The organism is Allobranchiibius huperziae (assembly GCF_013410455.1).
GTDB classification, from domain to species: domain Bacteria; phylum Actinomycetota; class Actinomycetes; order Actinomycetales; family Dermatophilaceae; genus Allobranchiibius; species Allobranchiibius huperziae.
On the sequence record NZ_JACCFW010000001.1, the window covers coordinates 3,236,730 to 3,248,293 of the forward strand.

Here is an 11,564-nt window from a genome sequence, read left to right on the forward strand (position 1 = left end):
TCCTCATCGGGGGGTGGGGAAAACGACGAGGGGTGGGGCCGTTGCCCCACCCCTCGCTCGTTTCTCCACCTCTCGACGGAAGGAACGACGCGTCAGCGCAGGGTGCGGAAACGCCGCAACCGCAACGAGTTCAGCACCACGACGATCGAGGAGAGGGCCATCGCGAGCCCCGCCACCATCGGCCCGAGCCGGCCGCTCACGGCCAGTGGGATCGCCGCCACGTTGTAGGCGAACGCCCACACCAGGTTCTGCTTGATCACCCGAAGGGTGCTGCGGGACAACCGGATCGCGTCGGCGACCGCGAGAGGGTCGCTGGATGCCACAGTGATGTCGCCGGCCTCGATCGCCGCGTCTGTGCCACCGCCCATCGCGATGCCCAGGTCGGCCTGCGCGAGCGCCGGTGCATCGTTGACCCCGTCGCCCACCATCGCGACCGCGTGCCCCTGCTCCTGCAGCTCGCGCACGGCCGTCACCTTGTCCTCCGGCAGGACACCGGCAATGACCTGCTCGATCCCCACCTCCGCCGCGACCCGGGCGGCCGCCCCGGCGTTGTCGCCGGTCAGCAGCACCGGGTGCAGACCGAGCGAGCGCAGCCGACGTACGGCGTCCGCGGACGTCGGGCGCACCGTGTCGGCGACCGCGATGACACCGCGCGCAGACCCCTCCCAGGCCACCAGCACCGCTGTGGCACCGTCGTTCTCGAGGCGACGGAGCTCGTCCACCAGCTGGTGCGGGACGGCGACCGACTGCTGCTCCAGCAGGGCGGGGCGGCCGACGAGGACGGTCGTGCCGTCGACCATTCCGGTCACTCCGAGCCCGCTGACGTCCTTGATGCAGTGGGCGTCGACGCGCCCGGACGCCGCCGCGCTGATCGCGCGGGCGACGGGATGGGTGAAGGAGTGCTCGACCGACCCCGCGCGGCTCAGCAGCTCATCGCGGTCCACGCCGTCGGCCGCGACCACGTCGCGCACCGTCATGACACCCGTGGTGAGGGTGCCGGTCTTGTCCAGGAGCACCGTGTCCAGGGTGCGGGAGGTCTCGAGCACCTCGGGGCCCTTGATCAGCAGCCCGGCGCGGGCGCCCCGGCCGGTGCCCACGAGCAGCGCCATCGGGGTCGCGAGTCCGAGCGCGCACGGGCATGCCACCACCAGCACCGAGACGGCCGCCGTGAAGGCCGCGGTGACGGAGCCGCCGAACGCCAGCCAGCCGATCAGGGTGGCGAGCGCAATGAGCAGGACGACGGGGACGAAGACGCCCGCGACGCGGTCAGCGAGCCGCTGCACAGCGGCCTTGCCGGATTGGGCGTCCTCGACGAGCTGCGCCATCTGCGCCAAGGCTGTGTCGCTACCGACCCGGGTGGCGCGGACCACCAGCCGACCTTCGACGGCAAGCGTCCCACCGGCGACGTGATCGCCCTCGCCGACCTCCACCGGCAGTGACTCCCCCGTCATCGCCGAGGTGTCGACCGCCGAACGACCCTCGGTGACAACGCCGTCCGTGGCGATCTTGTCGCCGGGGCGCACGACGAACGCGTCGCCGACAGCGAGCTCCCCGATCGGCACACGACGCTCGCCACCCGACCGCAGCACCGCCACGTCGCGCGCGCCGAGGTCGAGCAGGGCGCGCAGGGCGGCACCGGCGGCACGCTTGGACCGGGCCTCGATGTAGCGACCGGTGAGCAGGAACGCAGTGACCCCTGCAGCGGCCTCCAGGTAGATCGAGTTCGCCCCGCTCGACGCGGACACGGTGAGCTCGAAGCCGTGGCGCATGCCGGGCATCCCGGCGTCGCCGACGAAGAGCGCGTAGAGCGACCACCCGAACGCCGCGAGAGTGCCGAGCGAGACGAGGGTGTCCATCGTGGCCACGCGGTGGCGGGCGTTGGCCCAGGCCGCGACGTGGAAGGGTCGCCCACCCCAGACCACGACGGGCGCGGCCAGGACCAGGGAGAGCCACTGCCAGTTGCGGAACTGCGCGGCCGGGATCATCGCGAGCACGATGACCGGCACCGTGAGGACCCAGCTGACGAGCAGCCGTTGGCGCAGGGATGCCACGTGGTCCGGCACATCGGGCGTGGTCGGTGCGTCCGGCGCGTCCGTGGCCGCCGGCAGCTGCGCCTCGTACCCGGCGTCCTGGACCGCGCGCACCAGCTCAGCACCCGTGACGGCCGGGTCGTGCTGCACCCGTGCCTTCTCGGTGGCGTAGTTGACCTGGGCGTCCACGCCGTCGAGCGAGTTGAGGCTCTTCTCGATGTGCATGGCGCACGAGGCGCAGGTCATCCCGGTGATGACGAGCTCGGTCTCGGCGAGCGCGGTCGCAGCCTGGCGGGTCGTCAGAGTCACCGGCGTGGTGGTCGTGGGCATGGAACCTCCTGGATCATCCTCCACAATACCCCTAGGGGGTATGGCTGAGGCTATGCGGGGGCCCTTCGCGGCCGTTCGTCGCCCATCTCCGCTCATCCTTGGCGAGCCCTACGCGCGAGTCAGTTCGGGGTGAGACGCTGATCACATGAAGAGCACCATGCAGACCACGCCTCTGCTCATCTCCCAACTCCTGCGCTACGGCACCACGGTCCACCGGGACAGCACCGTCTCCACCTGGACCGCCGACGGCGCGCGCACCTCGACGTACGCCGAGGTCGGCCAGGATGCCGCGCGCCTCGCGAATGCGTTGCGCGGCATGGGAATCACCGACGACCAGCGGGTCGGCACGTTCATGTGGAACAACACCGAGCACCTCGTCGCCTACCTCGCGGTGCCGTCGATGGGCGCGGTGCTGCACGCGATCAACATCCGTCTCTTCCCCGAGCAGCTGATCTACACGGCGGTGCACGGCGGCAGCAAGGTCGTCATCGTCGACGACAGCCTGGCCGAGCCGTTCAGCAAGGTGCTGCCCAAGCTGCCGGCGATCCGGCACGTGATCATCAACGGCGACGCGGTCAGCGACGAGGTGCGCACCGCCATCGCTCAGACCGAGCACGTCGAGAGCGTGCGCGGCTGGCGCGAGCTGCTCGATGAGCAGCAGGACACCTTCGACTGGCCGGAGGATCTGGACGAGAACTGCGCGTCGTCGATGTGTTACACCTCCGGCACCACCGGCAACCCCAAGGGTGTCGTCTACTCCCACCGCAGCAACTACCTTCACGCGACCGGCGTGGTGTCCGGTCTCGCGATGCGCCAGGCGGAGAACTTCCTGGTCGTCGTGCCCCTCTTCCACGCGAACGCGTGGGGTTACCCGTACTGCGCGATGGTGTCCGGTGCGTCACTGGTGATGCCCGACAAGTACCTGCAGCCCGAGCCGCTCGCGCAGATGATGGAGCAGTTGAAGGTCACCACCGGCGCCGGCGTCCCCACCGTGTGGAACGCCCTGCTGCAGTACCTCGATGAGCACGAGGACGCCGACGTCTCCAGCTGCCGGATGCTGATGGTCGGCGGATCCGCCGTGCCGCTGTCGCTGATGAGGGCCTTTCAGGAACGCCACGGCATCGAGATCATCCAGGGCTGGGGCATGACCGAGACCTCGCCCGTCGGAAGCCTGGCGGTCCCGCCGGGGCACGCCGAGGAGGGCTCGGACGAATACTGGCGCTACCGGGCCGCGGCCGGTCGACTGCTGTGCGGCGTCGAGGCGCGCATCATCGGACCCGACGGCGACGAGAAGCCGTGGGACGGCGAGAGCGTCGGCGAGGTCGAGGTGCGCGGGCCCTGGGTCACCGGCGCCTACTACTCCAACGGCACCGAGTCCGACCAGCAGTTGGACGACGCGGCCGCCAAGTTCGACGACGGGTGGCTACGCACCGGCGACGTCGGTCTGCTCACCCACGACGGGTTCCTGGTGTTGACCGACCGCTCCAAGGACGTCATCAAGTCCGGTGGCGAGTGGATCAGCTCGGTCGACCTGGAGAACCACCTCATGGGTCACCCGGACGTGGTCGAGGCCTCCGTGGTCGGCGTGCCCGACGACAAGTGGGACGAGCGGCCGCTCGCGGCCGTCGTACTCCGCTCCGGCGCTTCCCCCTCGGCGGACGAGCTGCGCGAGTTCCTCTCCGACAAGGTCGCCAAGTGGCAGCTGCCCGAGCACTGGACCTTCATCGACGAGGTGCCCAAGACCAGCGTCGGCAAGTTCGACAAGAAGGTCCTGCGTCAGCGGTACGCCGACGGCGACCTGGAGGTCAGCACCGTCGGCTGACCCTCATCGACTTCGCCATGCGCGACGGGGCACATCTGCCCCATCGCGCATGGCGAAATTCAACGGGTGCGGACAACCGCGTGGCTCAGGCCGCGCGCAGCTCCGCCAGATCGGTACTACGGCGCAGGAAGAGCAGTGACACGAGCGTCACCGCTGCGGCAAGGAGCAGAGCGCCTCCCGCCACTGTGGCGAGGGCCGCCCATGGCACCGGAATGGCCTCGATCACGGGGCGGTAGTCGATCTGTCCGGCGCCGCCCGCCGGGACGGGAGTGGAGGGGACGTAGACGGTTGCGCTGGATCCGTAGACACCGCGCGCGGCGAGCACTCCCGTCGTTGTGGCGATCAGGACGGTCGGGACCAGGGGGGCGACCATCTCCAGCAGCGTCGCGGTGGCGAGCGTTCGACGCGGGACGCCCGAGGCGACCAGGGCCGCCAGAGTGCGCCGTCGGGCGACCACTCCCTCCGCGGCGACCACCAGGAGGCCCGCCACCGCGATGGCGATCGCGACAGCCAGGACGACGTCCACCAGGTCGAACGCGTTGGCGTAGAAGGGGTCGTCGTTGCCGGCGGTGCGGAGCAGGAAGTCGGCGCGCACACCCTGCGCTGCCGCTCCGATCAGCACCGAGACGACGACGGCGGCGCAGGCCCGGCTGGCGGTGAAGGGCGCGGCCACCATTCGGCGACAGGCGATGAGTGCCGCGGGCCGACGCGCATGTGCAGCTCCCAGCCTTCCGAGGTGGAGCGCGCACGCTGCCGACCCGAGCACCAGGCCGATTCCGGTGCAGAGGAAGAACGCCGTGATCAGAAGCAGGAAAGCACCCTGGCTTCCGTAAAGACGCGCTGGAATCGCCGACCAACCGATCAGACCGATCGCGCCGATCAGGAAGACGATGACGGGAGCGATGGCGGGCGGTCGGTGGATCACCCGGCGGATCACTCCGAACGGCGTGAGCGCCGTACGCCGCAGCGCGAGGAGCCCGAGCAGGGACGCACCGGCCGGCACCGCCAGAAGCACCATGACGAGCAAGACGGGGTGTGGCAGGACGTCCGTGGGGAGCAGGTGGGCATGGTCGGCAGTCTGCTCACCCATCTGAAACCCCCTGCCGGATCCGCCGGTCGAGAACCATCGATGGATCACGAGATACGCCGACGCGGCCACCACCGAGCCCAGGGCGGCAGCGCAGCAGACCTCGAGCGCGAGGACGGTGCGAACGTCCCGTGGCGTGCCACCGGCCATCCTCATCGCGGCCAGCCGCCGGTCGCGGGCCGGCGCACCGACGCGGCTGCACTGCCCCACGAAGGACAGACTCAGAGCGCTGATCGCGATCATCGCCACCACCACTCCCGGGTGCAGACCGGGCTCGGACAGCAGCTTGGTGGTGTAGGGCCCGTCGTGCGGTCCGATGCTGATTACTGCCGCCGCGAGCAGCAGCACGAATGACGCGAAGGCCGAGCCGACCGCGGTGAGCACGATGCGCAGCGCGTCTGCCCGGCCGCCGCGCAGAGCGAGCCGCAGAAGGCTTGCGAACCGTGGCCCGCGCGCGGAGGTCACGACGCCTCCCCACCGATCACCACGTGCGCCGCGTCGACGGCGCCGTCGTAGCCGTCGATCTGTCCGTCGCGCAGTTGGATCTCGCGATCGCCGTACGCCGCGACCCGGGCGTCGTGCGTGACCAGGACGACGCTGGTGCCCGCCTCCCGCACGACACGGCTCATCTGGGTCATCACCTGCTCGCCGTTCAGGCTGTCCAGCGCGCCGGTCGGCTCATCGGCGAAGAGCACCTGCGGCTCGGTGACCATGGCCCGCGCCACCGCGACCCGTTGGGCCTGCCCGCCGGACATCTCCGTCGGTCGCGTGCGGGCCAGCCCGACGACCTCGAACCGCTCCAGCCATGTCGTCGCCGCAGCCATCGCGGCCCCGCGACGCGATCCGTCGAGCAGAAGCGGTAGCGCCACGTTCTCGATGGCTGTGAGCTCGGGCACCAACTGGCCGAACTGGAAGAGCACCCCGAAATCACGCCGCCGCAGGCGAGACCTCTCGGCCTCGCTCTCCATGCTGATCCGGCGCTCCTCATAGAACACCTCACCGGCATCCGGTCGCACGACACCGGCGAGGCACATGAGCAACGTGGACTTGCCTGAGCCGGACGGCCCCGTGACCGCGAGGATCTCGCCACGCCCGAGCTGCAGGCTCACCCCCTTCAGCGCGGGGTTGCGGCCGTACGACGCGACGAGCGAGCGGGCGCTCAATACTGGCGCCTGCGAGCTGGGTTCGGACCTCATGCGTGCATCTCCTTGGTGAGGGCGGTGACCCGCTGCAGGGCGGTGTCCATCCAGCGCAGGTCGGCGTCCAGATGGGAGAGGGCGTAATCGGCGCCGAGCACCTCGTCCAGGGACGACGCAGGATCGACCTTGATCTTGGTGAAGTGCCGCATCCGTCGCAGGTGCGCCTCGCGCTGCCGGAGCAGGTACGCCGTCGCCTGCTGCTCGCTCGTCGCGAGGATGGCGATGGTGACCTTCGTCGCGAGCGGGTTGCTCACGAACGCGAACGGCTCTTCGACCCGATCCAGCCAGCTCTGCAGCTCGGCGGCACCGGCCGCTGTGACGGCGTAGACGGTCCGGTCCGGTCCGTCGACGCGCTGCACCGCCACGGGCTCGATGAACCCCTGGCGGTGCAAGCGCTCCAACGTGGCGTAGACCTGCCCGAACGCGAGCGGTTTCGCTGTCGGGAAACGGTCGTCGTACCCACGCTTCAGGTCATAGCCGTGCTGCTTCCCCCTGCTGAGCAGCCCCAGAAGTACATGACCCGTCGACATTGACGTATCTATTCACACAGTGAATAGATACGTCAAGGGTCGACGATTTCGCCATGCACGGCGAGGCAGCCGTGCCCCGTCGCGCATGTCCAAAAAGAAGGGGTCAGCGGTTGCGCTCGGGCAGACCTGCTGCCCACAGGGCCGCGGCGACGAGGGCCGGCTGGCCGAAGAGACGAAGAAGTCGCTTGGTGTCGGTGTCGAGTCCGAACGCGTCGGTGCGTTCGACGTACTGCGCGATGTTGCCGGGGAAGATCACGACATAGAACGCCGCGAGCGCGAGCCCGGTCTGACGTCGCTGCTCCGGCAGCAGGAGCATCGCCAGACCCAGACTGATCTCGACCACGCCGGATCCGAGCACGACCAGGTCCTGATCCATCGGGAACCAGTCGGGCACCTGCGCCTTGAACTCGCGGCGGGCGAAGGTCAGATGGGAGGTGCCCGCCAGCGTCATCACACCGCCCAGGACCCGCCTGGTCACCGTCTGCGAGGTCGTGGCCGGGCGCGAGGTCGACAAGGAGAACATTCCGCCAGCGTAGGGACTTGCGCGGGGTGGCGTCAGTGGTCGCGCACCGGCAAGGCCGCGGATTCGTCCTGGCACAACACGACGCCCCAGGTGTCCCTGGGGCGTCGTGATCAATTCACGTGTGGTGCACGCGGTGCACCCACGCGCTACCGGTGTGCGGGCGGCTCGCCGGTCTCGCCGTCCCGCAGATGTGTGCGTTCGCCGGTCTCCTCGTCCCAGACGGGACGCTCACCGGCATCCTCCTGCTGGAACTCGGTGCCCTGACCCTCCAGGTGCGACGGCTGACCAGAGGTCTCATCCCGATACGGGTCTTGCTGGCCGGTGCCCTGACCCTCCAGGTGCGACGGCTGACCCGACGCCTCATCCCCATACGGGTCCTGCGGGCCCGCACCCTGCTCACCGAACGCGGTGCGCTCACCGGCGCCCTGACCCTCCAGGTGCGACGGCTGACCCGACGCCTCATCCCCATACGGGTCCTGCGGGCCCGCACCCTGCTCACCGAACGCGGTGCGCTCACCGGCGCCCTGACCCTCCAGGTGCGACGGCTGACCAGAGGCCTCATCCCCGTAGGGAGCCTGCTGGCCGGTGCCCTGCTCACCGAACGCGGTGCGCTCACCGGTGCCCTGACCCTCCAGGTGCGACGGCTGACCCGACGCCTCATCCCCATACGGGGCCTGCTGGCCGGTGCCCTGCTCACCGAACGCGGTGCGCTCACCGGCGCCCTGACCCTCCAGGTGCGACGGCTGACCCGACGCCTCATCCCCATACGGGTCCTGCTGGCCCGCACCCTGCTCACCGAACGCCGTGCGCTCACCAGCGCCCTGACCCTCCAGGTGCGACGGCTGACCAGAGGCCTCATCCCTGTAGGGGTCCTGCTGGCCGGTGCCCTGCTCACCGAACGCGGTGCGCTCACCGGCGCCCTGACCCTCCAGGTGCGACGGCTGACCCGACGCCTCGCCCCCATAGGGAGCCTGCTGGCCCGCACCCTGCTCACCGAACGCGGCACTCTCGCCGGTGCCCTCGTGACCGACCTGAGAAGGCTGGCCGGTCGCCTCGTCCTCGTAGTGGGTCCCGCCGGTGGGAACCGGCCTGGCGTCCGCATCCGAACCATCCTCGTGAAGGGGCGCCGCCGCGCTCGCGCCACGGTCGTCCTCTGCGGCCTGTCGGGCGGGCTCGTCGGAAGAGGAGGTCTGTCCGGCTACGGCCGCGGCGCCCGCGGTGTTGCGTGTGGTGTCCTCGTCGTTGCGCTTGTCATCGCCCACCCGGTTGCCGGCGCGGTCGGTCTGCACGTCGGGGTCGACCTTGTCAGCCCTGCGCAGCGTCTCATCGTGCTCGCGGTGGACGGCCGCCGCGGCCTCCTGCTCGTGCCGCGCCTCGGTCTCCAGCTCCTGGGCGCGCTGCTCCTGTGCATCCGCCGTGGCGCGGGCATCCTGCGCGGTCTCCGTCGCGGTCTGCGCACGATCGTCGGCCCTGGCCACCGTGGCCTGACCGCGCTCTGCACGGTCACGCAGGTGGTGCGCCTCGCGTCGATGTGCCCGCTTGCGCGACCTGCTCATGACCGCGCCGATCACGGCAAGAACGACGACCACCACGACCACCGCAATGATGATCCACCAGATCTTCGAATTCATATTGAGTGATCCTCCTACGTAGGGGTCGATCGGGCCTGCCGTTCGAAACTAGTGGGTAGGCGACGTCGGGCGCACTTATGCGATCGATGCAGTGGCGGCGTTCGTGCCGCGCCGGAGCATCACAACGCCCCGCGGTCGACGTGCGACCGCGGGGCGAAGTGGATGGATCAGAAAGCGGAGGTGCCGTTCGGGGTACCGAGACCGGTCGGGCCGTCCCAGCCGCTCTGCGCGGAGCAGTAGTAGGAGCAGGACCCGTTGCTACCGCTCGTCACGTCGAACAGACCCGAGGTGTGGGCGTAGGGAAGGGTGTTCGCGTAGCCCGCAGTGTTGCCGGACAGCGCGTAGACCGAGGCGACGATCGGCGAGGACAGCGACGTGCCGCCGTACTGCGCCCACGAGGACGAGGTCGAGCTGGTGGGCGCGTAGACCGCGAGACCCGTGTTGGGGTCGGCGACCGCCGACACGTCCGCCATGGCACGGCCGGAGCAGTGCGTGACGGCCGAGTTCTGGCCGCTCGGAGCGGTGTTCAGCGTGGTGCAACCCGAACCGGCGCCGCTCCATGCGGACTCGGTCCAGCCACGGGTGTTGGACGCGGTGTAGAGCGAGGTCCCGCCGACCGCGGTGACGTAGTGCGAGGACGCGGGGTAGCTGGCGCCCTGGTAGCCGTCGTCACCTGTGGAAGCCGTGACCGCGATGCCGGGGTGGTTGTAGTACTTGCCGTAGGTGGAGTCGGAGCTGTCGCCGCCGCCGTAGCTGTTGGAGATCGCGACGACACCGGACTTCTTCGCGGCGGTGTTGACCGCCGTGCCGAGGTTGGCGTTGGAGGCCGAGCTGGCCTGAACGAGGAGGATCTTGCAGTCGGGGCACGCGGCCGACACGGCGTCGAGGTCGAGCGCCTGCTCCTGGTCCCAGCCCACGTCGGTGCTGGGGAGGGAGGTCGTGCTGCCGGACTGGTTCTCGATCGTGAGGCAGCCGTTGGCCTTCGTGCACGACGACAGACCGAACTGGCTGCGGTAGACGCCCAGGTCGCGCTCGGCGTTCGGGTAGCCGTATGCGTCGACGATGGCCACCGTGCGGCCGCCCGAGTTCAGACCGGCGAGCTTGTACGCGCTGCGGATGTCGGTCGGGGTCTTGCCGGAGATGGCCCTCGGGGTGATCGAACGGCCGGCGGCGTTGACCGCGGCACCCTTGGTGTTCTCCAGCTTCACCGCGAAGCAGGTGGCGTAGCCCTTGGCGACCTTCTGCGTACACGAATGTGCTTGCTGCACACCGGATCCGGCTGCAGACGCAGATGGGGTGAGGGCGCCGGTGAGCGCCGAGGCGGATGCCAGGGCGAGCGCGGCGATAACGGGGGACTTGCGCATTCGGGATCTCCTTGTTGCGAGGCCGTGCCGGGAATAACCGGCGAGCCGCAGCTTCTCGGGCCCCTCCACCGAGAACAAGAGTCGACTACATCTCTGCACACTACTTAGAGAACCTCTTGACCAGATCCATAGGGAATTCCCAGGAAAGTCCGTGATCTGGTCCAACCGTGAATGAAATGAAGCGGATTCGCTGATGCCCGCTCCAGGCGGCCGGACGGCTTCTCGTACCGTGCCCCGTATGACGTCCGCCGCCTCGGTGCCTGCCTTCTACACATCTCTCGGGGCGGGGCACTACCGGCCGAGCATCTCGGTGCAGGGCGCCTGGCGCCCCGACGAGCAGCACATGGCGCCGGTGAGCGGGCTGATCACGGAGGAGCTGATCCGGCACGAGCCGCGCGAGGGCATGCGCATCGCCCGGCTCAGCTTCGAGATCCTGGGGCTCATCCCGCTGCAGGACCTGCACATCGAGGTGCGCACCCTGCGCCCGGGGCGCACGATCGAGCTGCTGGAGGCCGACCTGACGATCGGCGGCCGCACCATCGTGCGGGCGCGGGCCTGGCGTCTGCAGCTCAGCGACACCGCCGATGTCGAGGGCAGCGAACTGCCCGCCATGCCGGCCCCGCAGGACTGCCTCGCCTACGCCGAGGGGGGCGCCGAGTGGCAGGGCGCGTTCATCGCGTCGCTGGAGTGGCGCACAGCGTCCGACGGGCGCGAAGGCCGCCGTGGGGTGTGGGTGCGAAGTGCCGCCGCGCTTCTGGAGGACGAACCGGCCGACCCGATGTCGTCATTCGTGATGCTCGTCGACGCCGCGAACGGCAGCGCCACCCGGATGCGACCCACGCAGATGATGTTCCCGAACGTCGACCTGGGCATCCACCTGGTCCGCGCTCCCGATCCCGCGTGGGTGGGACTGGACACTGCGGTGACCTTCGGCGCGGACGGGGTGGGACTGACCTCCACCACCCTCAACGACGTCGCCGGGCCCGTCGGTCGCGCTGAACAGATCCTCACGGTGCGGCACTTCCCCAGCTGATCTCGCGCGCTGCAG

9 protein-coding genes are annotated in these 11,564 nt (G+C 69.8%); 2 read left to right on the forward strand and 7 right to left on the reverse strand.

Going from position 1 to position 11,564, the window contains the following annotated elements; genetic code table 11:
• Nucleotides 1-92: 92 nt before the first annotated feature.
• Nucleotides 93-2,360, reverse strand: coding sequence for a heavy metal translocating P-type ATPase (locus HNR15_RS15405; RefSeq protein WP_179483196.1), 2,268 nt, complete (start codon nt 2,358-2,360; stop codon nt 93-95).
• A gap of 145 nt (nt 2,361-2,505) precedes the next feature.
• On the opposite strand from HNR15_RS15405, the gene HNR15_RS15410 reads away from it, so the two are divergent.
• Complete coding sequence (locus HNR15_RS15410) at nt 2,506-4,182, forward strand: fatty acid--CoA ligase (protein ID WP_179483197.1); 1,677 nt, start codon at nt 2,506-2,508, stop codon at nt 4,180-4,182.
• 85 nt (nt 4,183-4,267) lie between these two features.
• Here the strand turns inward: HNR15_RS15410 and HNR15_RS15415 are convergent, their stop codons facing one another.
• The 6 genes from HNR15_RS15415 to HNR15_RS15440 form a co-directional block, all read right to left on the reverse strand.
• Nucleotides 4,268-5,734 carry an FtsX-like permease family protein gene (locus tag HNR15_RS15415; protein ID WP_179483198.1) on the reverse strand — a complete coding sequence of 489 codons (1,467 nt, stop codon included), beginning with the start codon at nt 5,732-5,734 and terminating at the stop codon, nt 4,268-4,270.
• The gene (locus HNR15_RS15420; protein WP_179483199.1) at nt 5,731-6,465 is read right to left on the reverse strand and encodes an ABC transporter ATP-binding protein; all 735 of its coding nucleotides are present in this window, start codon (nt 6,463-6,465) and stop codon (nt 5,731-5,733) included. The genes HNR15_RS15415 and HNR15_RS15420 overlap by 4 nt, the downstream gene beginning before the upstream one ends.
• On the reverse strand, nt 6,462-6,998 hold the full coding sequence (locus tag HNR15_RS15425) for a PadR family transcriptional regulator (protein ID WP_179483200.1): 537 nt from the start codon (nt 6,996-6,998) through the stop codon (nt 6,462-6,464). The genes HNR15_RS15420 and HNR15_RS15425 overlap by 4 nt, the downstream gene beginning before the upstream one ends.
• A 103-nt stretch (nt 6,999-7,101) precedes the next feature.
• Nucleotides 7,102-7,521 carry a DoxX family protein gene (locus HNR15_RS15430; RefSeq protein WP_179483201.1) on the reverse strand — a complete coding sequence of 140 codons (420 nt, stop codon included), beginning with the start codon at nt 7,519-7,521 and terminating at the stop codon, nt 7,102-7,104.
• Between the two features lie 146 nt (nt 7,522-7,667).
• Nucleotides 7,668-9,152 (reverse strand): putative sodium/potassium/calcium exchanger, encoded by a 1,485-nt coding sequence (locus HNR15_RS15435; protein WP_179483202.1) that lies wholly within the window; start codon nt 9,150-9,152, stop codon nt 7,668-7,670.
• A 167-nt stretch (nt 9,153-9,319) separates the two neighbouring features.
• On the reverse strand, nt 9,320-10,516 hold the full coding sequence (locus HNR15_RS15440; protein WP_179483203.1) for a S53 family peptidase: 1,197 nt from the start codon (nt 10,514-10,516) through the stop codon (nt 9,320-9,322).
• A gap of 238 nt (nt 10,517-10,754) precedes the next feature.
• Between HNR15_RS15440 and HNR15_RS15445 the strand changes: the two genes are divergently transcribed.
• Entirely contained in the window at nt 10,755-11,549 is a 795-nt protein-coding gene (locus HNR15_RS15445; protein WP_179483204.1) for a thioesterase family protein, read from the forward strand.
• Nucleotides 11,550-11,564 lie beyond the last annotated feature (15 nt).

What these genes read in the sequence shown, in the direction of transcription:
- HNR15_RS15405 (WP_179483196.1), bottom strand. Translation starts at nt 2,360, where the DNA reads ATGCCCACGACCACCACGCCGGTGACTCTGACGACCCGCCAGGCTGCG.
- HNR15_RS15410 (WP_179483197.1), top strand. Translation starts at nt 2,506, where the DNA reads ATGAAGAGCACCATGCAGACCACGCCTCTGCTCATCTCCCAACTCCTG.
- HNR15_RS15420 (WP_179483199.1), bottom strand. Translation starts at nt 6,465, where the DNA reads ATGAGGTCCGAACCCAGCTCGCAGGCGCCAGTATTGAGCGCCCGCTCG.
- HNR15_RS15425 (WP_179483200.1), bottom strand. Translation starts at nt 6,998, where the DNA reads ATGTCGACGGGTCATGTACTTCTGGGGCTGCTCAGCAGGGGGAAGCAG.
- HNR15_RS15430 (WP_179483201.1), bottom strand. Translation starts at nt 7,521, where the DNA reads ATGTTCTCCTTGTCGACCTCGCGCCCGGCCACGACCTCGCAGACGGTG.
- HNR15_RS15435 (WP_179483202.1), bottom strand. Translation starts at nt 9,152, where the DNA reads ATGAATTCGAAGATCTGGTGGATCATCATTGCGGTGGTCGTGGTGGTC.
- HNR15_RS15440 (WP_179483203.1), bottom strand. Translation starts at nt 10,516, where the DNA reads ATGCGCAAGTCCCCCGTTATCGCCGCGCTCGCCCTGGCATCCGCCTCG.
- HNR15_RS15445 (WP_179483204.1), top strand. Translation starts at nt 10,755, where the DNA reads ATGACGTCCGCCGCCTCGGTGCCTGCCTTCTACACATCTCTCGGGGCG.